The organism is Actinoplanes sp. NPDC051346 (assembly GCF_040682215.1).
Classification (GTDB): domain Bacteria; phylum Actinomycetota; class Actinomycetes; order Mycobacteriales; family Micromonosporaceae; genus Actinoplanes.
The window spans coordinates 283,559-307,773 of record NZ_JBFBAJ010000005.1; the positions used below are offsets into that span (position 1 = coordinate 283,559).

Consider the following 24,215-nt stretch of genomic DNA (forward strand, 5'->3'; position numbering starts at 1 on the left):
GGGATGCTACGGCCGGTCAGACGGTGGGGACGATCGTGACGGGAACGGCGGGGTCTCCGGCCGAGAGCTTGAGCCCCTCCCACGGGATCGAGATCAGACACTGCCGCAGATGCTCGCGCGAATCCGTCAGCGTCGGCGCCTCGGCCACCTCACCCGCCACCACGAAGGAGCGCTGCAGCAGCCGGTCGTTCGGCTGGTGGTCGGGCACGCCCTGGGAGACGACGATCTCCTCGGTGGCCGTGCCCGTGGGCTTGTGGCGGCGGATCGCCGTCTTGCGGCCGCCCACCGTCGCCTTGTTCTCCGAGCGCTTCACCACCGGTCGGCCCTCCACCTCGACCAGCTTGTAGACCAGGCCGGCCGTGGGGGCCCCGGAGCCGGTGACGACGGCCGTGCCCGCGCCGTACATGTCGACCGGTTCGGCGGCCAGGGCGGCGATCGCGTACTCGTCCATGTCGCCGGAGACGACGATCTTGGTTTCGGTCGCGCCGAGGGAGTCGAGGAGCTCGCGGGAGTGCTGGGCCAGCACCGACAGGTCGCCCGAGTCGATGCGGACCGCCCGCAGGTCCGGGCCCGCCACCGCGATGGCGTTGCGGATGCCCTGCGCGATGTCGTAGGTGTCCACGAGCAGCGTCGTGTTCTTGCCCAGCGCCGCCACCTGCGACGCGAACGCCGCCGGCTCGTCGTCGTGGAGCAGGGTGAAGGCGTGCGCGGACGTACCCGTGGTCGGAATGCCGTAGCGACCGCCCGCCGCGAGGTTTGACGTGGAGGCGAAACCCGCGAGGTAGGCCGCGCGGGCCGCGGCCACGGCGGCCTCCTCGTGCGTACGCCGGGAGCCCATCTCGATGATCGGCCGGCCCCGGGCCGCGGTGACCATCCGGGCGGCCGCCGAGGCGATGGCGCAGTCGTGGTTGAGCACCGAGAGGATCAGCGTCTCCAGCACCACGCACTCCGCGAACCCGCCGGACACGGTGAGGATCGGGGAGCCGGGGAAGAAGAGCTCGCCCTCGGCGTACCCGTCGATGTCGCCCGTGAACCGGTAGTCCGCGAGCCACGACGCCGTGGTCTCGTCGACGATGCCCGCCTTCCGCAGGAAGGCCACGTCCTCGTCGGTGAAGCGGAAGCCGCGGATCAGCTCCATCAGCCGTCCCTGGCCGGCGGCCACGCCGTAGCGTCGCCCGCCGGGCAGCCGTCGGGCGAACACCTCGAAAACGCTGCGGCGGTGAGCCGTCCCGTCCTTGAGGGCCGCGCTCACCATGGTCAGCTCGTACTGATCGGTCAGCAGCGCGGGAGAGAATGCGGCAGTCACCCGTTCCTCCTCGGCGTGCCTTCCTGGCCCTCGCTGTCACGGCCGTCGCCGCGGAGAGGTAGGCGTAGCTCGGTGCAGTCAGTCACGCCCCTACCTTATTGCGGAAGCAATCGCAGTGCGGGAGCGAGCTCGTTGCGCCCGCTCACGCCCAGCTTTGTATAGACGCGCTGTAGGTGGTTCTCCACGGTGCGTGGCGACAGGAAGAGCCGGTCGGCGATCTCGCGGCTGCGGACGCCGCCCGCCGCCAGCTCGGCCACCTGCCGCTCCCGGACGGTCAACGTCGGCTGGACCGCGAGCAGGGCGGGCGTCCGCAGGGTCTCGCAGCGCGCCAGCAGATCGGCGAGCAGCGTGCTGGCGCCCAGCGCCCGCGGGTCCCGGCCGGCACGGAAGATCTGGACCGCGCCGGCGGCCGCCTCCGCCGCGAACACCTGGTAGCCGAGCACGGAGAACTCCCGGGCCACCGCGAGGTGTGCCTCGCCGTCCGCTCCGGCGCAGGCGTGGCGCACCAGCAGCGGGGTCGCCCGTCCGCCCACGGTCGTGGCGAGCTGGGCCATCCGGGCGGAGGCCGGCTCGGGGCTGCCGAGCCGCACGAGGTCGTAGAGCACGAGCAGCTCCACCGCGTGGAAGCCGGCGGCCCGCAACCGGGCCGCGACATCGAGCAGCATCCGTACGGCGGTGGCGATGTCCCCCGCGCAGGCACTGGTCCAGGCCCGGGCCTGCTGCCGCCAGGCGTAGTAGAGGCCGGTGGCGGTGCTGGCGGAAGCGTCCGCGACCTCCAGCGACGAGCGGGCCAGGGCGTGATCGCCGCGCTGTGCCGCGATGGTCGCGCGGGCAAAGTGGGCGCAACCGTCGTAGACCCTGGTCATGGCAAGCGCGGCACAGGCCTGCTCCACCACTCGCAGCGCCTCGTCGGTGCGGCCGGACAGCCACGCGGCCCGGGACTCCAGCAGCGACACCCAGCCTGAGCCGAAGCCGAAACCGCCGGTCTGTGCGAGGGCGGCGAACTCCGCGGTGACGATCCGGTCGATCGCCGGCAGGTCCATCGAGACGCTCACCAGCGTGCCCTCGCACATCTGGAGCGCGTACTGCAGGGCCGGGATGTCACGCCGCCAGGCCGCGGTGTCGGCGCCGGCCGCCGTGAGCAGCTCACGGGCGCCGTCGGGGTCGCCGGCGAGCGCCGCCAGGAAGGCGAGCACGCACCTCGCCAGCCCGCGGGCCGGGACGCTCGCCGCCGGGTTGCCGAGCACGCCGACCGCGAGCTCCCGTGCCCGGACCGCCTGGTCACATTGCAGGCGGATGAAGGACTCGACGGCCCTGACGCGCGCGGCGTCGGCCGGATCGGCGTGTCGGGTGTCGGCGAGCGTGTCGGCGGTCTCGGGCCGGCCCAGGCCGAAGAACTCCACGGTCGCGCGGGCGGTGGTGTGGCGGGCGCTGTCCTCCGGCGACGCGTCCAGCACCGCCAGGGCCTCCTCCGGCTCGTCGGCGAAGAGCAGCGCCGTCGCGAGCAGCTCGGCGGCCGGGTAGGAGCCGTGCGGGCCGGGATCATGGCGGGCCTCACCGACACCGTGGCTGGCGTCCTGGGCCGCGGCGGCCAGGCGGCGGGCGAGCCCGACGTCAAAGCGCGCGAACGCCTGTGACGCCGCGTCGAGCAGCAGCGCTCCGTCCTGGGCCGTGCCGGAGTCGAGCCGCCAGACCGCGACCCGCAGGAGATCGTCGCGGCGGCGCGCGCCGACGTCTTCGACCAGGTCGGCGAGGGTGGCCAGCAGCCTGCGGGTCCGGGTGACCGGGCAGCGGCGGCGCACGACCTCGCCGTAGAGCGGGTGTGCCAGGCTCACGTCGCGTCGGCGCTCGTCGCGGGCGACCCGGATCAGTCCGCGCTCCTCGGCGGCCTCGACGTCGGCCGGGTCGGCGGCGCGCAGCAGCAGCGACAGGCCGATCGGCTCGCCGAACGAGGTGAGCTCCAGGACGTCGCGGACACCGGCCGTCAGGCTTCCGACCCGGGCGTCGACCAGCTCCGCCAGGCTCGGCGCGAGGGTGAGGCGGCCGGTCCAGCGCCAGAAGCCGTACGCCCGCACCAGCTCGCCGCCGCGGACCGCGGCCATGACCAGCTCGCGCAGCAGCAGCGGGTTTCCGCCGCCCAGCCGGCCGAGCCGTTGCGCGGACCCGGCCTCGACCGGGCCGCCCGTCATGGCGGTGAGCAGTGCCTGGGAGTCGTCGGCCCGCAGCGGCGCCAGCTCGGCGTGGCCGACGAGGCCCTCGGTCCACAGTGCGGAGATCGGCGGCGGCACCGGCTCGGAGGTCCGCAGTGTGGCGAGCAGCGTCGCGTTTTCCCGGACGAGCAGGTGCACCAGCGCCGCGGAGGGTGGATCGAGCAGGTGGGCGTCGTCGACGGCGAGCACGATGGGCCGGTCGCCGGCGAGCACGTGCAGGGCGTCGGCGGCCCAGCGCAGCAGCCCCGCGGCCGAGAGGCCGGCGGGCGGGTCAGGCGGCAGGATCTGGGCGAGACCACCGAACGGCAGCCCGGAACTCGCGATGGTGGCCGAGGCGGAACAGACCGCCCATTTGTCCTGCGCCAGGCCGGTGACCGCCTCGCGCAGCAACCGGCTCTTTCCGATGCCGGCGACGCCACTGAGGATCAACCCACGCTCGGACTCGTTGGTCGCGACGGTGCGGAGGCGGGACAACTCGTCGGCGCGACCGACGAATTCCCAGTGCTCCACGGGCTCAGCATATCGAGATCTATCATCTTCGCGGTGCCCCCGGGGTCACGTCTCGGAATGAGTATGTGCGGGTAAAACGGTGAGTAATCCGACATCTGTCCCGGGCCCCGTATGCCGTTTACGGTTCGGCGGTGCCGGCGCGACGTGCCCGGGCCATGCCTGGCGGGGCAGGCCCGGGCGCCTGCCGACCGCCCTCCCCGGCGCCTGCCGACCGCCCTCCCCGGCGCCTGCCGACCGCCCTCCCTGGCGCCCCCGCCGGGCGCTGCCGCACCCCGCTGGGCGCCTGTCGGGGGCCGGCTTAGGTGCTCGTTGGGCCCCGGACCTGCCGTTTTCCTCCGGCGACCACAGAATCTCCGGCCGCGCCATCCCTCGGCGGCTGGACCCGCGCCCCGGGCGGCGTGGCACGATGGGGACATGGCGTTGCCTCAGGTCGCTCCCGTCAAGACGCCGCAGATCGAGGAGGTACCGGCTGATGACCGACCGTGGGTAACCATTGTCTGGGACGATCCGGTCAATCTGATGTCGTACGTGACCTGGGTGTTCCAGAAACTGTTCGGCTTCAGCCGCGAGAAGGCGGAGAAGCTCATGATGGACGTCCACAACAAGGGCAAGGCGGTCGTGTCGACCGGCGCGCGTGAGCGCATGGAGATGGACGCCTCCCAGCTTCACGGATACGGTCTGTGGGCGACGGTGGACCGCGCGTGACTTTTCGGCTGTGGATCGATGCTAGGCGGGTGATCGGCTGATGTTCCGGCGCAACGGCAGCCAGTGTGTGGCCACCTTCGCCGTCGACGAGGTGCGGGTGCTGCGCAAGGTGGCCGGCGAGGTTGTCGGCCTGCTGATGGACGGCTTCGACCACACCGATCCCGTCGTCTCGCGGCTCTTCCCCGACATCTACCCCGACCGTCCCGACGACTCCGCCGAGTTCCGCCTCTACACCGAGGGCGACCTCAAGACGGGCAAGATCGACCAGGCCGGGGCGATCCTCGCGGCGCTGCCCGACGACGGCCCGGGGGAGGTGCGCCTGGACGGCGAGGAGGCCGAGGCCTGGCTGCGCGCCATCAACGACGCCCGGCTGGCCATGGCCACCCGCCTCGACATCCAGTCCGACACCGACCTCGGCGACGAGCTCGACGAGGCCGTGATCCACGATCCGGGATCCAGTCGGGTATTCCAGCTTTCCGTGTACGCGTACCTGGGATACCTCCAGGAATCCCTGCTCAACGCGCTTCCGGACATCGAGCAGGCCTAGGGAGCGTCCCGCTCGGCCCCGGTGCGTGACCACTGCCACCCCCGCACCGCGGCGGCGTCACGGTAATGTGAACGACGTGCTGACCATCGACAGCGCGATCATCGAAGCGATCGTCGCCCACGCTCGCCGGGATCATCCCGACGAGGCCTGCGGCGTGGTCGCCGGTCCTGCCGGCAGCGACCTGCCCACCCGGCTCATCGCCATGGACAACGCGGCACGCTCGATGACGTTCTACGAGTTCGACTCGATGGAGCAGTTGCGGGTGTGGCGCGAGATGGACGACAACGACGAGGAGCCGGTCGTCATCTACCACTCGCACACCGCGACCGAGGCCTATCCGTCCCGGACGGATATCTCGTTCGCCGGTGAGCCGGGTGCCCATTACCTGCTCGTCTCGACCCGTGAACCGAATTCCGAGGAGATCCGCTCGTTCCGTATCGTGGACGGTGTGGTGACCGAGGAAAAGGTCAACATCGTGGATGCGACGGTGGACGCGTGAGGAAGAGTGCGGACGGGTTCGCCGTCCAGTCGTACATGTTTGGGCAGAGCCCCGCGTCGGTCTATTACGAGTGTCGCTGAGCGACAACTCCCGACCTGCCCTGAACGTCTTTCGACACCCTCTTCTGCAAGGAGCATTACTGCCATGGCTATCGAAGTTCGCGTTCCAACCATTCTGCGCAGCTACACCGGCGGCTCGAAGGTCGTCGAGGGCTCCGGCGACACCCTGTCCCGCCTGATCGACGACCTGGACGCCAAGCACAACGGCATCAAGGGCCGGCTCATCACCCCCGACGGTGGCCTGCACCGCTTCGTCAACATCTACGTCAACGACGAGGACGTCCGCTTCCTCGGCGCACTCGACGCGCAGGTCAGCGACGGTGACTCCATCACCATCCTGCCGGCGGTGGCCGGCGGCGCGCTCGGCTTCGCGGCGGCCGCCGCCCTGCTCGGACGGCCCTCGGCCGAAGGCGAGTAATCGCCATGGCTCGCTACGAGAGCCTTCTGGACGCCTGCGGGGGCACGCCGCTCGTCGGCCTGCCCCGGCTGTCGCCGACGGTGCCCGAGGGGGCACCGCCGGTGCGGCTCTGGGCGAAGCTCGAGGACCGCAACCCGACCGGCAGCATCAAGGACCGGGCGGCGCTGTTCATGGTGCGCGAGGCGGAGGAATCCGGCCGCCTCCGCCCCGGCGACACGATCCTCGAGCCCACCAGCGGCAACACCGGCATCTCCCTCGCCATGGTCGCCAAGATGCGCGGCTACCGCCTGGTCTGCGTGATGCCCGAGAACGTGTCCGCCGAGCGCACCCAGATCCTCCGCATGTACGGCGCGGAGATCATCTTCTCGCCCGCCGCGGGCGGCTCCAACCAGGCGGTCGCCGTCGCCAAGCAGATCGCGTCGGAGCACCCGGACTGGGTGATGCTCTTCCAGTACGGCAACACCGCGAACGCCCGCGCCCACTACGAGACGACCGGCCCGGAGCTGCTGCACGACCTGCCGACGATCACCCACTTCGTCGCCGGCCTGGGCACCACGGGCACGCTCATGGGCACGGGCCGCTACCTGCGGGAAAAGGTCGACGGCATCCAGATCATCGCGGCGGAACCCCGCTACGGCGAGCTGGTGTACGGCCTGCGCAACATCGACGAGGGCTACGTGCCCGAGTTGTACGACGCCACGGTCCTGACCCGGCGCTTCTCGGTCGGCACCCGGGACGCGGTCCTGCGCACCCGCCAACTCGTCGAGGTCGAGGGCATCTTCGCCGGCTTCTCCAGCGGAGCCATCCTGCACGCGGCGCTCGCGGTCGCCCACGAGGCGGTCAAGGAGGGGCGGCAGGCGGACGTGGCCTTCGTGGTGTGCGACGGCGGCTGGAAATACCTCTCGACCGGCGCTTATGGCGGCACGCTCTCCGACGCCGAGGACGCGCTCGAGGGGCAGCTCTGGGCTTAGGGTCTGTCCCGCCGGTCTTGGCGGTCCAGCAGCAGCCCAGGCCGATGGCGCCTGGGCTGCTTGGTCAGCGGTAGGTCCTCGCTCGGGAGATCCTCGCCGGGCCACCGCTTAGAGGGCCACCGCTTAGAGGGCCACCGCTTAGTAGGCCACCGCGAGCATGACGTCCGCGATCAGTGGCACGGCGGCCGCGATCAGCAGCAGCCACGGCAACAACGGCCGGTGGATCGACAGGAACGCGCCCACCGACAGCGCCACGCTCACCATGCCGAAAAAGGCCAGGACCCACGTGTACCACCCGGGGACCCCGCCGCCGATCTGCGAGAGCAGCCCGCGCACCCCGACGCCCACGCCGGCCAGGCCCAGCAGCGCCGCGTAGATCGACATGCCGAGCAGGCGGCGAGTGCCCGGAGCGGGATCGTCGGCGGCCGGAAAGCGGAACAGGACCTCGTCGTCGCCGGTGGCGGACGGGGCCGCCGGGCGGACCGGTTCCCAGCCGAAGGGCACGACTTCCAGAGCCGCCACCTCGGGTGTCGCGGTGCTCTGGTCCACGTCCGTCGTCGTCACTTTTCGCCCCTTAGTATTTGTCCTGTCTGTCCCCTTCACGGTGTGCAACGGACGGAACTCACATGGCGTAACGCGACCGAAAATGACCCAGCTCACGACCGGTGTGACATACGTTGTCGATTTAGCGACAAATCGATCAGACGTTTACGTGACGCGCTGGTCCCGGCGTAGGCTGCGCAGCGTGATTGACTGGTCTGCAATCTTTGCCGGTGGTCAGTCGGCAAAGACGTGGACGACCGAGCGTGAACCAGAGGGACCCGCATGCGACTGACCGTTCTCGGCTGTGCCGGCAGTTTCCCCGGCCCCGAGTCGGCCTGTTCCGCCTACCTCGTGGAGGCCGACGGCTTCCGGCTGCTGATCGACTTCGGCTCCGGTTCCCTGTCTGCTTTGCAGCGTTATGCGGGCATCGATGCCGTCGATGCGATCCTGCTGACTCACCTGCACTGCGATCACATGCTCGACGCCTGCACCTATGTGGTGGTCCGTCGCTACGCGCCCGGCGGGCCGCTTCCCCCGCTCCCGGTCTACGCGCCGATGGGTGCGGCCGAGCGCATCTCCGCGGCCTACAGCTCCGAGAACGAGGCCGTGGACGACGTCTACACCTTCTATGCCCTGCAGCCCGGAACATTCCCCATCGGTCCGTTTACCGTCACGGCCGACCGGGTCAACCACCCCATCGAAACCTATGGGGTACGGGTGGAGCACAACGGACGCGTCCTCGCCTACTCATCAGACACCGCCCCCTGCGAGCCGCTGTTGCGCCTGGCCCAGGGCGCCGACCTGTTCCTGTGTGAGGCAAGTTACCTCGACGGCGTGGCCAACCCGCCCGACTTGCACCTGACCGGCGGCGAAGCCGGCGAGGCGGCCACCAAAGCCGACGTGGCGCGTCTCCTGCTGACCCACCTGGTGCCCGCCTGGGCCTCCGAGGCCTCTACTGTGGAGGCCGCGTGTGCCGCGTACGCGGGTCCGGTGGAGGTAGTCCGACCCGGAGCCCGCTACGATCTGTGAGCTGCCGAGGGGACGGCACCAGCGCACCATCGATGAGATCGTGACCTTGGGAGTGCCCTGCATGACCGGTGGATCAGGAGGCGGGCGTGGGCTGCGCATCGTCCGACTGGCGAACTTTGTCTCACCTCGCTCCGGCGGCTTGCGGACGGCCCTGCGCCACCTCGGCGAGGGCTACCGGCAGGCGGGGCACGAGCCGATTCTGATCGTGCCGGGTCGCGGACACTCCGACGAGATGACCGACCAGGGCCGGGTCATCACGCTGCCCGGCCACCACCTGCCCAGAACAGGCGGCCACCGCGTCCTGACCGGACGTCGCCGACTCGCCCGCCTGCTCGACGAGTTGGCCCCCGACCGCCTCGAGGTCTCCGACCGCTCCACCCTGCGCTGGACCGGCCAATGGGCACGCGAACGCGGCGTCGGATCGATGATGGTCTCCCACGAGAGCCTGGCGGGCCTGCTCGGCGTCTGGGGCATGCCCTACCGCGACTCGCTCGCGAACCGGCTCAACCGGCGCACGGCCGAATCGTTCGACCAGATCGTCTGCACCACCGCCTTCGCCGCCGCCGAGTTCCGCCGCCTCGGCGTGCCCAACCTGGTGGAGATCCCGCTCGGGGTCAACCTGCGCCAATTCCACCCGAGCCGCCGCGACTCAGCCCTCCGCGACCAGTACGCCCGGCCCGACGAACTGCTCGTGGTCTGCTGCAGCCGGCTCTCCGCCGACAAGCGCCCCGAACTCGCCGTCGACACCATCGCCGCCCTGCGCGCCGCCAAAGCACCCGCCGTCCTGGTGATGGCCGGCGACGGATCCCGCCGCGCCGCCCTGGCCTACCGCGCGGCACGGCTGCCGGTGCGCTTCGCGGGACACATTACAGACCGTGACGACGTCGCCGCTCTCCTCGCTAGCGCGGACATCGCCGTCGCACCCGGACCGGTGGAAACATTCGGACTCGCCGCCCTGGAGGCACTGGCCTGCGGCACGCCGGTGGTGGTCAACAACGCCAGCGCGCTGCCCGAGGTCGTCGGCGAGGCGGGGATGGCCGTGCCGGGCACGCCCGAGGACTTCGCTGAGGGCGTACGCAATCTGATGGAGCGTCCCGAACGGGAGCGCCGCGCCGCCGCACGGTCCCGGGCCGAGCTCTTCGGCTGGCCGCAGGCGGTGGACGGTTTCCTGCGGGCGCACGGTGCCCGAGCCGCGCTGCGGCCATCGACGGTGGTCGCCCGGCAGAACCCGCGGATGCTGCGGCCCGCGGTTCCGGTCGGTGCGGCCTCGAGCATGCGATCCGCCCCCGTGGGCGACGGCATCTGACCCAGCACGGATCTCGTCGGTCCTGCTCCCCGGGCTCTGGCCTGAAGCCTGGCATACGGCGGGCGGAGTGGCCGGGGTTGTCCACAGGCCCGGCATTCGGCCGCGCGGAGTGGGTGAGTTGTCCACAGGCTCGGCATTCGGCCGCGCGGAGTGGGTGAGTTGTCCACAGGCCCGGCATTCGGCCGCGCGGAGTGGGTGAGTTGTCCACAGGCGCGGCACCCGGCGGCGCGGAGGGGTCGCCGTCCGCCTAGGCTCTTGGCCATGGCACGCCCCGACGGCCGAGCGCCGGATCAACTCCGTCCCGTGACCCTCACCCGCCGGTGGAGCATCCATCCGGAGGGATCGGTGCTCGTCGAGTTCGGCGACACCCGGGTGCTCTGCACTGCCAGCGTGACCGAGGGGGTCCCGCGCTGGCGCAAGGGTTCCGGGCTCGGCTGGGTCACCGCGGAATACGCGATGCTGCCGCGCGCCACCAACACCCGCGGCGATCGCGAGAGCGTCAAGGGCAAAGTGGGCGGCCGCACCCAGGAGATCTCCCGGCTGATCGGGCGCAGCCTGCGGGCCTGCATCGACCTCAAGGCGCTCGGGGAGAATTCCATCGTCCTCGACTGCGACGTGCTGCAGGCGGACGGCGGCACCCGCACGGCGGCCATCACCGGGGCCTATGTGGCCCTCCACGACGCCGTCACCTGGCTCGCCGACCGCAAGTCACTGGCCGGCAAGCCGGCCGCGGTCGTGCACCGCTCGATCCAGGCGGTCAGCGTCGGCATCATCGCCGGCGAACCCCGCCTCGACCTGATGTACACCGAGGACGTCGCCGCCGACGTCGACATGAACGTCGTCTGCACCGGCGATGGCGACTTCGTCGAGGTCCAGGGCACCGGCGAGGCCAATGTGTTCCGCCGCGACCAGCTCGATGCCCTGCTCGACCTGGGTGTCCTCGGTTGCGCGGAGCTCGCCGCCGCCCAGCAGAAGGCTCTCGCGTCGTGACCGCCCGCCTGCTGCTCGCCACGGCCAACAAGAAGAAGCTCGTCGAGCTGCAACGCATTCTCGACCTCGCGCTGGGCACGGGCGGCATCGAGTTGGTCGGCCTCGGTGACTTCCCCGACTACCCGGAGGTCCCGGAGACGGGCCTGACCTTCGGCGAGAACGCCCTGATCAAGGCCCGCGAGGGCACTTCCCGCACCGGCCTGCCCACGGTCGCCGACGACTCCGGCCTGGCCGTCGACGCCCTCAACGGCATGCCTGGCGTGTTCAGCGCCCGCTGGGCCGGCGGCCACGGCGACGACCAGGGGAACCTCGACCTCGTCCTGGCCCAGATCAGCGACGTCCCCGACGAGCACCGCGGCGGCGCCTTCGTCTGCGCGGCCGCCCTGGTCCTGCCCAACGGCCGCGAACACCTCGTCGAAGGCCGCCAGCGCGGCCACATCCTGCGCTCCCGACGCGGCACCGGCGGCTTCGGCTACGACCCGATCTTCCTCGGCGACGGTCAGGAGCGCACCAACGCCGAGCTGTCCCCGGCGGAGAAGGACGCCATCAGCCACCGGGGCAAGGCCTTCCGCGAGCTGTCCAAGGTGATCGCCAAGGAGTTGCCCCGCTAGCTGCCACTGCCCTCTGACCGCTTGCCCCTCTGACCGCCTGACCGCCTGACCGCCTGACCGCCTGACCCTCTGACCGCTTGGCCGTTTGACCCTCTGGTCGCGTGGCCGCTTGACCGCTTGACCCTCTGGTCGCGTGGCGGTCAGCGCAGGAGTGCTGCCTCCTTTGCCGGATCCAGGCCCACTCGGGGCGGTCGCGTGGCCGCTTGGCGCTTGGCCGCGTAGCCGTCTGGCGGCGTGCTCGCCCGGCCGCGTGCTCGCCCGGCCGCGTGCTCGCCCGGCCGCGTGCTCGCCTGGCCGTCTGGTCGCTGGGGGCGGGGCGGCCCCCGTTTAGACCGGTCGCTGTCCTGGTAGGTAGCGACCGACCCGACGACGTTCGCCGCGAAGCGGACCGCGTCGACCACCGCCACGGTGGCCGACGCGATCGGCGCTCGCTAAAGGACATCCCGGCGAAATCGCCTGCCTGGCAAAGGACCTAGAGAACGTTCAGGCGAACGAAGACGTCCTGGGCCTTGTTCGTGTCGTCGTCGACCAGGTTCGAGGCGTTCGACTCGAAAGCCAGGTGGTGGCCGTCCGCACTGAAATGGGCACCCCAACTGTCCCCATCGAGCGGTCCACCCGTGGGCGACACGGTGACCAGGCGGCTGGTGCGGGCATTCAGGTCGCGAACGTAGATGCCGGCCTTCGTTCCCGGTACGAACGCGATCTGGAACGCGAGGTGGCGGCCGTCCGGGCTGATACGGGCGGTCTCCGTGAATTCCTCGCCCTGGGGTGAGTCGCCGTCGCGCAGGCTGGCCAGCGTCGTCGTGTTCTCGACGAGGTCGCGCACGTACGCCTGCATCGGATGTCCGCCGGTGTCGGGCCGCAGGTTCTTCGCCGACGAGGTGAACGCCACGTAGCGGCCGTTCGCGCTCATCGTCGCGCCGCTGCTGGAGCCGTCGGCCTGTGCGCCGGTTCCGGACACCGAGGCGCGGACGGTGGTGCCGGCCGCCATGTCGCGGACGAACACGTCGTACCTACCGTTGGTGTCGCCGGGGACCAGGTTCTCGGCGGCCGATTCGAACAGGACATGACGTCCGCCGGCCGTGACCGCCAGGCTGCCGAATCCGTACCGGGGATCGCGCAGCGGCAGGCCGTCGGAGGACTCACTGACCCGCACGGTGCGTCCGGTCGCCAGCTCACGCAGGTATACGTCCGCCTCGCTGTCGGTGTCGCTCGCCACCAGGGGTGCGTACGACTCGAAGGCGACGAAGTGACCGTCGGGGCTGATCGCCGCGTCTCCGCTCTCCGACGCGGCCTGCCCACCGTCCTCGGTGAGGCTCAGCCGGGTGGTCACGCTGGTGACAGTGTCCCGGAGAAAGACATCCTTGCGCCGGTTCGTGTCGCCGGCTACGAGGTTCTCAGCGTGGGACTCGAAGACGACGTAGCGGCCGTCGGCGCTCATCGACGGGTCGCTACTCGCCGACGACATCTCGCCTTCGCCCTGTTCCCCGGAGCTCGAGACGCTGACTCTCGTCGTCACGTTCTCCAGGCTGTCGCGGAGGAAGACGTCCCACGCCCCGTTGGTGTCGCCCGGCACCAGGTCGGTCGCATTGGAGGTGAAGAGGGTGAAGCGTGCGTCGTTGCTCAACGACACTTCCTCGAAGTTCAGGTCTTTCTGGGTAACCTGTCCACCGCCGGTCTTCACACTCGAGCGTACGAAGGTCGGCGTCGGCGTCTCTGCCGCGGCGGGCGCCGCGAACGCCACCAGGCCGGCCAGCGTGACGCCGGTGGTGAATATCCCCATCGACTTCGCCGACATGTTTTTCCTCATGAAAGTCCCCCGTATGTTTCTCGCCAAGGTGCTGTCGCTGTGACCGTAGAGGTGCGGCCGGCATCGATACAGATGGCAAGATTGGGATCTTGACAAGTGCGGGATCGACTGTGCGGGCGGCTATCGCGGCAGCAGGCCGGCCTCTCGGGCGCGCAGCACTGTAGCCAACCGGTCGGTCGTGCCGAGTTTGCGGTACAGCCGGCCGAGATGCTTGTGGACGGTGCCGGGACTGATCCCCAGCCGCCGGGCGATCGCGGCGGCGGTCAGCGACTCGGCGAGCAGGCGCAGGATGCTGAGTTCCCGGGGGGTGAGCCGCAGAGCCGCCTCCGGTGACACAACAGGTTCATTGGAGGAAAGCAACGAGACGCTGGTCAGCGTCTCCAGCCAGTGGGGAGCGGCGCCGCAGGCGGCGAAACCCAGGCGAGCCGCGGCGATTTCCCTTCCCGCCGCTGCCGTGGAGCCGAGATCGCGGTACGCGGCCCCGGCGTACAGGTGTGCCTGGGCGGCGCCGATCCGGTCTCCGGCCCGCTCGAACGCGGCCGCCGCCCGCACGGCGTGAGCGGCGGCGGCCGTGGGATCGCCGCGTCGTGTCGCGTGGACGTGCGCCAGGTGGATGAAGCCGGCGCGCCGGGGCAGGTCGTCGACCGCGGGCAGGTCGTCGGCTCGCGCCGCCCAGCTGGCGGCTTCGCGGTCGTCGCCGGCGTCGGCGGCCGCCGCGGCGAGCCACTGGTACCAGCGTGCCCGCCACACGGGCCGTACCGATATTCGGCCCGCGGTGTGTCCGCCGCGTACCAGCAACTCCAGGCCCGCCGCCGGGTCGCCGGCGGCGTACCGGGCGAAGCCGAGGTAGATTTCCGTCGATCCACCCTGCCAGTCCGTGCTGTCTCCGCCCGTGGCCGCCAGCGCCACAGCCTGCTCGCCGAGGGCGACCGCCTCGTCCAGTTCGCCGCGCCAGACGCTGACCCAGGAGCGGTAGCTGAGGACCCGGGCGTGGGTCTGGGGCGAGCCGGTGAGGACGGCGGACTCCCGCGCGTCTTCCAGGTGCACGAGTGCTCGCGTGAGCTGCCCGGTCATGCTGGAGAGAACCCCCAGCAGGGTGCGCAGGGCACCGATGACATGGCTCTGGCCGCTGCCCCGGGCGACCCGCAGGGCCCGTTCCAGGTGCCGGCGGGCGGCGTCGAACCGCTCCCGGTACAACTCGCCCCAGCTGACGAACGTGACCGTGTCGAGCCGTTCGGCGAGTTCGCTGTCGGGCATGGCGTCCACGAGCCGGCCGGCCTCGTCGAGCCAGGCGGGGGTGTGCGGGTCGGTGACGTCGAAGGAGTGGCTGGCCACGGCGCCGACGCTCAGGGCGAAGGCGAGGAGCGGGCGGTTGCCCGTACCGCGCGCTACTCGGATCGCCTCGCCGACGTCAGCGGTGTCGGACGGGCCGCACATCACGCTGGTCAGGATGAGTCCGACGCGCAGCACGCCGGCGGAGAGCCCGTCCTGCTCCGGCAGCGCCGCCAGTTCCTTGGTCAGCAGGGCGCGGGCCTCGGTGTGGTCGCCGATCAGGTTCTGCAAGATGGCGAGGAAGCTGACCGCTGTCACCCGCTGGGGGTCGCCGACGGGCAGGAGTCGGAGGATCTCGCCGAGGATTTCCCGGCTCTCGCCGAGCCGGCCGGTGACTCCCAGCGCCCGGCCTCGCAGGTTCAGCAGCCCCAGCCGCAGCACCGTCGTCGCCGGTTCCCGGGGCAGCAACCTCAGTGCCGCGCCGAGCCAGTGCGCCGCGGCCGCCGGGGTGGCGTGCATCGCCTCCACGGCGGCGGTGCGGAGCAGGTCCACCGCGGCCAGATCGCCGACCGCGGCGGAGGCGACGATGTGCGGGGCGCGTACGTCCACCGGCGCCCGCCGCTCGCTCAGCTCCGCCGCCGCGCGCGCGTGCGCGCCGAGCCGCCAAGCCGCTCGGGCGTGGTGGTACGCGGCACTGCGCAGCAACGGATGACGGAACCGGAACCGACCCGGGGCGCTCCCCGGCCGGATGAGGTCGCGTTGCTCCAACTCGTCCAGCGCGACCAGCACGTCGGGCTCCGCCAGGGCGGCGACGGCTCCCACCAGGCCCGGGTCGAACTCGTCTCCGGAGACCGCCGCGGCGTGCAGCACCTGTCGATGCGGCGGCGCCAGCGTGGCGAACTCTCCGGCCAGCGCGGTGTCCACCGGCCCGGTGGCGTGCAGGTCCACCGGTTGCGGGTCCGCCGTCGCGATGCGGGCCAGCACCTGGAGGTAGAACGGGTTGCCGCCGGTGGCGCGATACAGCCGCTCGCGCCGCATCGGGTTCAGGTCGGCCGGGAGCAGGTCGGCGGCCTCGGCGGCGCTGAGCGGCCCCACCTCGATCGTCGTCGCCAGGCCCCGCTGGCTCGCCCCGGCGAGCGTCTGGAGCAGCCGGGTCGATGCCTGTCGCGGCCGATATCCCACGGCCAGCAGGACCGGGGCGCGAGGCGGATGCCGCATCAGGTGGTCGAGGAGCTCCAGGGAGCCGTCGTCGGCCCAGTGCAGGTCGTCGAGGACGAGCACCAGCCCGGCCGGCCCGGCGATGGTCTCCAGCACGGCCCGGACGGCCCGGTGCAGCCGGTAGCGCTCACCGGCCAGCAGTTCGGACGGGTCACCCGAGCCGTCCGCGGCGAGCGCGCGGAAGGCGTTGGGCAACAGGTGCAGGTCTGCGGCTTCCAAAGTGGCCGGATGCCACCCGCGGAGGTGGTCCTCCAGAGCATTGCGGAGTACGCCGAAGGGCACTTCCCGTTCGAACTCGGTGGCCCCACCGGACAGCACCAGGCGTCCCTCACGACGCGCCTCGGCGAGCAGTTCGGCGAGCAGTCGGGTCTTGCCGATGCCCGGGTCGCCGGCGACGACCAGTACGGCCGGACCGTCGCCGTGCCCGTAGAGGACGGCGCGCAGGGCGGCCAACTCCACCACCCGGCCGACCAGCGGGAGGGTGTCCCGCCGCCGGTCGCCGTCGAGAACCTGATGCCCCATCGCCCCTGCTCCGCACGCTTCGCTCGGCATCGCATTGATCGACGCCGAGCGGGATCGTACCGAGTCGACGCATCTAAACGCCGTGTCGTGGGACGCGCCTCACCGCGACCGCGACCGCGACCGCGACGGTGCCGTCGCGGTCGCGGTCAGCGGGTCACCAGTAGTACTGCTCCCACGGCCCGATCACCGTGGCGCGGGCGCGCAGCATGCCGTTGTCGCCGCCGCCGTAGCCGATCTCCGTGGAGACCCAGCGGCCGTTGCCGTACGCATACATCGAGAACCAGTTTCCCGGTCCGTAGGTGGTGTAGTACTGCTCCCACGGTCCGACGATCGTGGCCCGGGCGCGGAGCATGCCGTAGTCGCCGGCGCTGTAGCCGAGTTCCGTCGACACCACCAGGCCGGTGTCCTGGGAGGCCCAGTACGTGTAGCCGGTGACGTTGTCGCGGCAGACCACGTAGCGCTCCCAGGGCCCGATGACCGTGGCGCGGGCGCGGAGCATGCCGTTGTCGCCGGCGGCGTAGCCCTTCTCCATGGAGACCCAGCGGCCGTTGGCGTTCGCGTAGATGGACACGTTGTGCCAGCAGAGGATGGCCTGGGCGGACAGGTTGTGTTGGCTGGCGATGGCCGAGCGCTGTTGCTCCACCGCGGTCGAGCCTTCGCCGTAGGGGATGAGCGTGGCCGTCGAGGCGACCGGGGCGGGTTGCGGTGCGGGAGCGGCGGCGGCGGATGTGCCGCCGACTCCTACGGCGGTCAACGCCGCGAGCGTCAGGGCGACCGTGGCACGGGTGAGCATTCTCATGGTCTGCTACCTCCCATCGCGGAGGCGGCGGCGGTGGGTCCGCGGCCATCCTCCGTACTGATTGATATCAGTCGATGGGGCCGCGGAACCCGCTATGTCCTCGATCGATCACTGTGAAGAAATATGTGACGTCCTCAGTGGAGAGTGCCGATTTCGGTCTCGATTTCCGTTCGCAGCGCCCGATCCGCGATGACGGCGCGTGCCTGTTCCATCACCGGGGCGAGGTAGATGTCGGGACCCGGCTCGCCCGCGAAGGCCGATACCGCCGATACCGCGGCCCGGCCCGCCGGCGACGGGGTCAGCGGCGCGCGGAGCTGAATTCCGCGTACGCCCGAGATCAGCTCGACGGCCAGCACGCTGGCGAGGTTGTCGAGGACCGTGCGCAGCTTCTTCGTCGCCGCCCAGCCCATCGAGACGTGGTCCTCCTGCATGCCGCTGGTGGGCAGCGAGTCCACCGACGCGGGGCTCGCCAGCCGGCGGTTCTCCGCGACGATCCCGGCCGCCGTGTACTGCGCGATCATCAGGCCCGAGTTGACGCCGGCGTCGGGGGAGAGGAACGGCGGCAGGTTCCGGGAGCGGGCCACGTCGAGCAGCCGGTCCACGCGGCGTTCCGCGATCGCGCCCACCTCGGCGGCGGCGATGGCGAGGAAGTCCGCGGCGAAGCCCAGCGGCGCGCCGTGGAAGTTGCCCGTCGACTCCACCCGGCCGTCGGTGAGCACGACCGGGTTGTCCACCACCGAGCGCAACTCCCGCTCGGCGGTCGTCCGGACGAATTCCAGCGTGTCCCGGGCGGCGCCGGCCACCTGCGGCGCGCAGCGCATCGAGTACGCGTCCTGCACCGCGTGGGCGAGGTCGTCGCGGTGCGAGTCCATGATCGCCGACTGCTGGAGCAGCCGGTGGATGTTCGCGGCCGACGCGGCCTGGCCCGGATGCGGGCGGATCGAGTGCAGTTCCGGCAGGAACGGGCGCTCCGAGCCGAGCATGGCCTCGATCGCCAGCGCGGCCGTCACATCGGCCATCGCGAACAGGTGCTCAGCGTCGTCGATCGCCAGCAGCAGCATGCCGAGCATGCCGTCGGTGCCGTTGATCAGCGCCAGGCCCTCCTTGGAGGCCAGGTCGAGCGGCTCCAGGTGGGCCGCGTGCAGGGCCTGGGCGGCGTCGACGCGGGCGCCGTCCTTGCCCAGGACCCAGCCCTCGCCGAGCAGCACGAGGGCGCAGTGGGCGAGCGGGGCCAGGTCGCCGGAGGCGCCCAGCGAGCCGTGCTCCGGCACCCACGGCGTGATGTCGTTGTTGAGCAGGTCGACGAGGCCCTGGGCGAGCTTGGGACGGACGCCGGACAGGCCCAGCGCGAGCGAGCGCACCCGCAGCAGCATCATCGCGCGGACCACCTCGCGCGGCATCGGAGCTCCGACGCCGGCCGCGTGCGAGCGGATCAGCGCGTGCTGGAGCTCGGCCCGGCGTTCCGGCTCGATGGACGTGTTCGCCAGGGCGCCGAAGCCGGTGCTCACCCCGTACACGGGGCGGCCGGAGGCCTCGATGCCGTCGACGATGGCGCGGCTGCGTTCCATGGCCGCGACCGCGGCCTCGGAGAGCTCGACCTTCGCGTCGCGCCGGGCGACGGCGAGGACGTCGGCGGGGGTGATGCCGGTGGGCTGGACGATGACACTCATAGGGGCACTCCGTCGTGCAGAACTGTGTTGATCAAAGGAACTCCGGGCCGGTAGGCCAGGTGCAGGTAACTGGGTGCGTCCAGGACGACCGCGTCGGCGCGGGCGCCGGGGCGCAGGACACCGATGTCGTCGCGGCGCAGCGCCCGGGCACCGCCCGCGGTCGCGGCCCAGACGGCCTCCGCCGGCGTCATGCGCATCTCGCGCACGGCGAGGGCGATGCAGAACGGCATGGACGAGGTGTACGACGAACCGGGGTTGCAGTCGGTCGCCAGCGCGACCGTCGCGCCCGCGTCGAGCAACCTCCGCGCGTCCGGGTACGGCGAGCGCGTCGAGAACTCGGCACCCGGCAGCAGCGTCGCCACGGTGTCGGATCCGGCGAGGGCGTCGACGTCCGCGTCGCTCAGATGCGTGCAGTGGTCGGCGCTGGCGGCGCCCAGTTCCACCGCGAGTCGCACACCAGCCCCGGCGGTGAGCTGGTTGGCGTGGATCCGCGCGCCCAGCCCGGCCTTCAGCCCGGCGGTGAGGATCTGCCGGGCCTGGTCGGCGTCGAAGGCGCCGCGCTCGCAGAACACGTCCACCCACCGGGCGTGTGCCGCGACGGCGTCCAGCATGGGACCCGCGACCAGGTCGACGTAGTCGTCGGGCCGATCGGCGTATTCGGCCGGCACCACGTGCGCGCCGAGGAAGGTGGTCTCGGCGGTCAGCTCCCGGGCGATGCGCAGGCCGCGGGCCTCCTCGGAGACGCTGAGGCCGTAGCCGCCCTTGATCTCGACGGTGGTCGTGCCCTGCCGGCGCATCTCGGCGACCAGCCGTCCCGCCGCGGTGCGCAGCTCGTCGTCGGAGGCCGCCCGGGTCGCGGCGACCGTCGTGCGGATGCCGCCGCCGGTGTACGGCTCGCCGTTCATCCGGGCGGCGAACTCGGCCGCGCGGTCACCCGCGAAGACCAGGTGCGCGTGGCTGTCGACGAAGCCGGGCAGTACCGCCCGGCCGCCCGCGTCGAGTCGCTCGTCGGCGGCCGGGGCCCGCCCGGCCGGTCCGATCCACGCGATCCGGCCGCCGTCCGCGACGAGGGCCGCGTCGCGCAGCGTGCCCAGCTCGTCGTCGCAGGTCGTCAGCTCACCGATGTTGGTGACCACGAGACTCATGAGAGTGCCTCCCGCAGGGCCGCCGGCACGTCGAAGCCGGTGTGCCGTCCCCCGTCCACGATCATCCGCCCGTCCGCGACGACGTGGGTGACATCCGCGTTGGTGGCGGCGAAGACCACTCCGGAGGGGTCCACGCCCGCCGTACGTACGGAATCGAGGGTGACCGCGACCAGATCGGCCCGCTTGCCCACCGCGATCTCCCCGGCGTCGTCCCAGCCGAGCGCGGTATGGGCGGTGGCGGCGGCGACCAGCTCGCCGGCGGCGAAGTGGCCCCGACGTTCGGTCGCCAGGCGCTCGTCGAGCTCCACGCCGCGGGCCTCCTCGAACACGTCGATGACGGCGTGGCTGTCGCTGCCGAGGCTCAGCGGCGATCCCGCGTCGGCGAGGGCGCGGCCCGGCCCGATGCCGTCCGCGAGGTCCCGCTCGGTGGTGGGGCAGAGGCACACGCCGGTGCCGCTGCCGCCGAGCAGCTTGATGTCGCCGTCGCTGAGGTGGGTCGCGTGCACGGCGGTGGTGCCGGGACCGAGGATGCCGTGCTGGTGCAGGAGCTCGGTGGGGCTGCAGCCGTGGACCGCGCGGCACTGCTCGTTCTCGGCCCGCTGCTCGGAGAGGTGGACGTGCAGCGGTGCCCGGCCGGCGAGGCCGTCGAGGAAGCGCGCCGGCACGGCCCGTACGGAATGCAGTGCCGCACCGATCCGCACCCCGTCGCTGTCACGCAGCGCGGCGGTCCGGGTGAGCCAGCCGTCGAGGTCGCCGTCGCCGAAGCGTCGCTGTACGCCCTCGAGCGCCTTTCCGTCCACCGTGGACGTGAGGTAGAGCGTGTCGAGGAGGGTGATCCGGATGCCCGCGTCCCGCGCCGCCCGCGTCACGGCGTGCCCCATCGCGTTGGGATCGGCGTAGGGCTTGCCGTCCGGGGCGTGGTGCAGGTAGTGGAACTCGCCCACGGACGTGATGCCGGCCAGCGCCATCTCGCCGTAGACCGCCCGCGCGAGCGTGTAGTAGCTGTCCGGGTCCAGGCGCCCGGCCACCTCGTACATCAGCTCGCGCCAGGTCCAGAAACTGCCCCGGTCGCCATGGGTACGCCCGCGAAGTGCCCGATGGAACGCGTGGGAGTGTGCGTTCGCGAGACCGGGCAGGACGAGACCCGGCAGGCGCGTGCCGCCCGGGGCGGCGCCGGGCGTGACGGCGGTGAACCGGCCGTCGGTCACCTCGACGGCGACGTCGTGCTCGACCCGCCCGTCGATCCAGGCCAGCTCCGCGAAGTACCTCATGTGAGGGCCTCGAGAACAGTGGCGAGGGCGGCGACGCCGGCCGCGCAGTCCTCGTCCGGCGCGTGCTCGGCGGGGGAGTGGGAGACCCCGGTCGGGTTGCGCACGAACAGCATCGCGGTCGGTACGTGCGCCGAGAAGACGCCCGCGTCGTGCCCGGCCCCGGTCGGCAGGATCGGCGCACCGCCGAGCAGGCCGGCGATCCGCTCGGCCAGCGCCGTGTCGAACGCGACCTGCGCGGTCACCGATTCGGCGGTCACGTCGACCTCGGTGCCGTCGCGACCCGCCCGGTCGTGGGCGCGCTTGACGATCGCGTCGACCACACCGTCCAGCGTGGACTCCTCGGCGGCCCGCGCGTCCAGCCAGCCGCGTACCAGTGACGGGATGGCGTTGGTGGCGTTGGGCTCGACCTGCACCCGGCCGATGGTGGCGTGCGCACCGGACAGCCGCGCCTCCTTGTTGGCGGCCAGCACCGTGTAGGCGAACGTCAGCATCGGGTCGTGCCGGTCGCTCATCAGCGTCGTGCCGGCGTGGTCGCCGCGGCCGATGAAGTCGAACCGCCAGCGGCCGTGCGGCCAGATGGCGCTCGCCACCCCGACCGGCACGTCCATCGCGCGGCCCTGTTCGATGTGCAGCTCCACCAGCGCCGACACCCGGCCCACGAGCTCCGGGCGGGCGCCGGCGGGAGCCGCGCCCAACGCCTCGCCGAAGCTGATCCCGTCGCGGTCGGTCAGCGCGGCCGCCTTGGCCGGGTCGACCGCGCCGGTCAGCAGCCGGGAGCCGAGGCAGGGCAGCCCGAACCGGCCGCCCTCCTCCTCGACGAACGCGGCGATGCCCAGCGGCCGGTCCGGGACGTAGCCGTCGGCGCGGAGTTTGTCGACGGCGAGGAACGCGCTGACGATGCCGAGCGGTCCGTCGTAGCCGCCACCGTGCGGCACCGAGTCGAAGTGCGACCCGGTCAGCACGGCGCCGGAGCCCCACGGCTCGCCCCACCAGGCGAACAGGTTGCCGTTGCCGTCCTCGGTGACTTCCAGGTCGCGCTCGGCCGCCTGGGCCCGGAACCAGTCCCGCAGGGCCAGTTCCGGCTCGGTGAGGGCGTACCGGAGGTAGCCGCCGCTCTCGGCCCGGCCGATCGGCGCGATCTGCGACCAGAGGGCGACGAACCGCTCGACGCTCATCGCTTCATCGGGATGTGCACGCCGGCGGCGGCCGCCGACTCGTAGCCGGCGTCGACGTGCCGGATGACGCCCATGCCGGGGTCGTTGGTGAGCACCCGCTCGATCTTCTGCCCGGCCAGCTCGGTGCCGTCGGCGACGCAGACCTGCCCGGCGTGGATCGAGCGGCCGATGCCGACACCGCCACCGTGGTGGATGGAGACCCAGCTCGCCCCGCTGGCCGTGTTGACCAGCGCGTTGAGCAGCGGCCAGTCGGCGATCGCGTCCGAGCCGTCGAGCATCGCCTCGGTCTCCCGGTACGGCGAGGCGACCGACCCGGCGTCGAGGTGGTCGCGGCCGATCACCAGCGGCGCGGACAGCTCGCCGCGCTTGACCATGTCGTTGAAGCGCACGCCCGCCTTGTCGCGCTCGCCGTAGCCGAGCCAGCAGATCCGCGCGGGCAGGCCCTGGAACGCGACCCGCTCGCCGGCCATCTTGATCCACCGGGCCAGCGGCTCGTTCTCCGGGAACAGGTCCAGCACGGCCTTGTCGGTGGCCGCGATGTCCTTCGGGTCGCCGGAGAGCGCCGCCCAGCGGAACGGGCCCTTGCCCTCGGCGAACAGCGGCCGGATGTACGCCGGCACGAAGCCGGGGAAGGCGAACGCGCGGTCGTAGCCGCCGAGCTGCGCCTCGCCGCGGATCGAGTTGCCGTAGTCGAACACCTCGGCGCCGGCGTCGAGGAAGCCGACCATGGCCTCGACGTGCTTGGCCATGCTGACCCGGGCCCGGTCGGTGAACTCCTCGGGCTTGGTGCGCGCGAGTTCGGCGGCGTCGGCGAGCTCCACCCCGATCGGGATGTAGCTGAGCGGGTCGTGGGCGCTGGTCTGGTCGGTGACGATGTCGATGGCCACGCCGCGGCGCAGCAGCTCGGGGAAGATCTCGGCCGCGTTGCCGACCACGCCGATCGACTCGGCGCGCCGCTCGTCCTTGGCGGCGAGCGCCTTCGCGACGGCGTCGTCCAGGTTCTCCGCCACCGTGTCCAGGTAGCGGTCCTTCACCCGGCGGCGCAGGCGCGACTCGTCGACGTCCACGATCAGGCAGGCGCCGCCGTTCATGGTCACCGCGAGCGGCTGGGCGCCGCCCATGCCGCCGCAGCCGCCGGTCAGCGTCAGCGTGCCGGCCAGGTCGCCGCCGAAGCGCTTGGCGGCCACCGCGGCGAACGTCTCGTACGTGCCCTGCAGGATGCCCTGGGTGCCGATGTAGATCCACGAGCCCGCGGTCATCTGGCCGTACATGGTCAGGCCCTGCTGCTCGAGGCGGCGGAACTCCGGCCAGGTCGCCCAGTCGCCGACCAGGTTGGAGTTGGCGATCAGCACCCGCGGCGCCCACTCGTGGGTGCGGAACACCCCGACCGGGCGGCCGGACTGCACCAGCAGCGTCTCGTCGCCCTTGAGCTCGTCCAGCTCGCGGACGATCGCGTGGAACGACGGCCAGTCCCGGGCGGCCTTGCCGGTGCCGCCGTAGACGACGAGGTCGTCGGGGCGTTCGGCCACGTCCGGGTCGAGGTTGTTCATCAGCATCCGCTTGGCGGCCTCCTGGGGCCAACCCTGAGCGGTGTACGACGTGCCGCGCTGCGCGCGTACCTCAGGCATG

At 71.8% G+C, this 24,215-nt stretch carries 19 protein-coding genes and 1 pseudogene; 9 read left to right on the forward strand and 11 right to left on the reverse strand.

Annotation, left to right across the window (positions count from 1 at the left end):
* Positions 1 to 16 precede the first annotated feature (16 nt).
* Positions 17 to 1,306: a nicotinate phosphoribosyltransferase gene (locus AB0M36_RS15355; protein WP_364157259.1), complete on the reverse strand. Its 1,290-nt coding sequence runs from the start codon at positions 1,304 to 1,306 to the stop codon at positions 17 to 19.
* 95 nt (positions 1,307 to 1,401) lie between these two features.
* Positions 1,402 to 4,026, reverse strand: a complete 2,625-nt coding sequence (locus AB0M36_RS15360; protein WP_364157261.1) for a LuxR C-terminal-related transcriptional regulator — start codon at positions 4,024 to 4,026, stop codon at positions 1,402 to 1,404.
* Between the two features lie 414 nt (positions 4,027 to 4,440).
* Between AB0M36_RS15360 and clpS the strand changes: the two genes are divergently transcribed.
* The 5 genes and pseudogenes from clpS to AB0M36_RS15385 all read left to right on the forward strand — a co-directional run bounded on the left by clpS (position 4,441) and on the right by AB0M36_RS15385 (position 7,225).
* Entirely contained in the window at positions 4,441 to 4,731 is a 291-nt protein-coding gene (clpS, locus tag AB0M36_RS15365; protein WP_364157263.1) for an ATP-dependent Clp protease adapter ClpS, read from the forward strand.
* 40 nt (positions 4,732 to 4,771) lie between these two features.
* Entirely contained in the window at positions 4,772 to 5,278 is a 507-nt protein-coding gene (locus tag AB0M36_RS15370; RefSeq protein ID WP_364157265.1) for a DUF2017 domain-containing protein, read from the forward strand.
* A gap of 76 nt (positions 5,279 to 5,354) precedes the next feature.
* Positions 5,355 to 5,857 (forward strand): annotated as a pseudogene (locus AB0M36_RS15375) (M67 family metallopeptidase).
* A 64-nt stretch (positions 5,858 to 5,921) separates the two neighbouring features.
* A complete protein-coding gene (locus AB0M36_RS15380; RefSeq protein ID WP_364157267.1) occupies positions 5,922 to 6,254 on the forward strand; it encodes a MoaD/ThiS family protein in 333 nt (110 codons plus the stop codon).
* A 5-nt stretch (positions 6,255 to 6,259) separates the two neighbouring features.
* A complete protein-coding gene (locus tag AB0M36_RS15385) occupies positions 6,260 to 7,225 on the forward strand; it encodes a cysteine synthase (protein WP_364157270.1) in 966 nt (321 codons plus the stop codon).
* A gap of 138 nt (positions 7,226 to 7,363) precedes the next feature.
* On the opposite strand, the gene AB0M36_RS15390 is transcribed toward AB0M36_RS15385, so the two are convergent.
* Positions 7,364 to 7,789, reverse strand: coding sequence for a hypothetical protein (locus tag AB0M36_RS15390; RefSeq protein WP_364157273.1), 426 nt, complete (start codon positions 7,787 to 7,789; stop codon positions 7,364 to 7,366).
* A 261-nt stretch (positions 7,790 to 8,050) separates the two neighbouring features.
* Here AB0M36_RS15390 and AB0M36_RS15395 point away from each other — a divergent pair, with 261 nt between their 5' ends.
* From AB0M36_RS15395 to rdgB, 4 genes are all read left to right on the forward strand, one after another.
* Positions 8,051 to 8,797, forward strand: coding sequence for an MBL fold metallo-hydrolase (locus tag AB0M36_RS15395; RefSeq protein ID WP_364157276.1), 747 nt, complete (start codon positions 8,051 to 8,053; stop codon positions 8,795 to 8,797).
* A 61-nt stretch (positions 8,798 to 8,858) separates the two neighbouring features.
* Positions 8,859 to 10,103: a glycosyltransferase gene (locus AB0M36_RS15400; protein WP_364157278.1), complete on the forward strand. Its 1,245-nt coding sequence runs from the start codon at positions 8,859 to 8,861 to the stop codon at positions 10,101 to 10,103.
* Between the two features lie 261 nt (positions 10,104 to 10,364).
* On the forward strand, positions 10,365 to 11,093 hold the full coding sequence (gene rph, locus AB0M36_RS15405) for a ribonuclease PH (RefSeq protein ID WP_364157281.1): 729 nt from the start codon (positions 10,365 to 10,367) through the stop codon (positions 11,091 to 11,093).
* Positions 11,090 to 11,704: an RdgB/HAM1 family non-canonical purine NTP pyrophosphatase gene (rdgB, locus tag AB0M36_RS15410; RefSeq protein WP_364157284.1), complete on the forward strand. Its 615-nt coding sequence runs from the start codon at positions 11,090 to 11,092 to the stop codon at positions 11,702 to 11,704. The genes rph and rdgB overlap by 4 nt, the downstream gene beginning before the upstream one ends.
* 472 nt (positions 11,705 to 12,176) lie before the next feature.
* Here the strand turns inward: rdgB and AB0M36_RS15415 are convergent, their stop codons facing one another.
* The 8 genes from AB0M36_RS15415 to hutU all read right to left on the reverse strand — a co-directional run bounded on the left by AB0M36_RS15415 (position 12,177) and on the right by hutU (position 24,214).
* Positions 12,177 to 13,514 carry a hypothetical protein gene (locus AB0M36_RS15415; protein WP_364157286.1) on the reverse strand — a complete coding sequence of 446 codons (1,338 nt, stop codon included), beginning with the start codon at positions 13,512 to 13,514 and terminating at the stop codon, positions 12,177 to 12,179.
* 120 nt (positions 13,515 to 13,634) lie between these two features.
* Positions 13,635 to 16,526: an AAA family ATPase gene (locus AB0M36_RS15420; RefSeq protein ID WP_364157289.1), complete on the reverse strand. Its 2,892-nt coding sequence runs from the start codon at positions 16,524 to 16,526 to the stop codon at positions 13,635 to 13,637.
* Between the two features lie 154 nt (positions 16,527 to 16,680).
* Positions 16,681 to 17,325, reverse strand: coding sequence for a hypothetical protein (locus tag AB0M36_RS15425; RefSeq protein ID WP_364157292.1), 645 nt, complete (start codon positions 17,323 to 17,325; stop codon positions 16,681 to 16,683).
* Positions 17,326 to 17,459: 134 nt separating this feature from the next.
* Positions 17,460 to 18,995, reverse strand: coding sequence for a histidine ammonia-lyase (gene hutH, locus AB0M36_RS15430; RefSeq protein ID WP_364157294.1), 1,536 nt, complete (start codon positions 18,993 to 18,995; stop codon positions 17,460 to 17,462).
* A complete protein-coding gene (hutI, locus tag AB0M36_RS15435; RefSeq protein WP_364157296.1) occupies positions 18,992 to 20,140 on the reverse strand; it encodes an imidazolonepropionase in 1,149 nt (382 codons plus the stop codon). The genes hutH and hutI overlap by 4 nt, the downstream gene beginning before the upstream one ends.
* Positions 20,137 to 21,411 (reverse strand): formimidoylglutamate deiminase, encoded by a 1,275-nt coding sequence (locus AB0M36_RS15440; protein WP_364157298.1) that lies wholly within the window; start codon positions 21,409 to 21,411, stop codon positions 20,137 to 20,139. The genes hutI and AB0M36_RS15440 overlap by 4 nt, the downstream gene beginning before the upstream one ends.
* Positions 21,408 to 22,586 carry an allantoate amidohydrolase gene (locus AB0M36_RS15445; protein WP_364157300.1) on the reverse strand — a complete coding sequence of 393 codons (1,179 nt, stop codon included), beginning with the start codon at positions 22,584 to 22,586 and terminating at the stop codon, positions 21,408 to 21,410. Before AB0M36_RS15445 ends, AB0M36_RS15440 begins: the two co-directional genes overlap by 4 nt.
* Positions 22,583 to 24,214, reverse strand: coding sequence for a urocanate hydratase (gene hutU / locus AB0M36_RS15450; protein WP_364157302.1), 1,632 nt, complete (start codon positions 24,212 to 24,214; stop codon positions 22,583 to 22,585). Before hutU ends, AB0M36_RS15445 begins: the two co-directional genes overlap by 4 nt.
* Position 24,215: the final 1 nt, after the last annotated feature.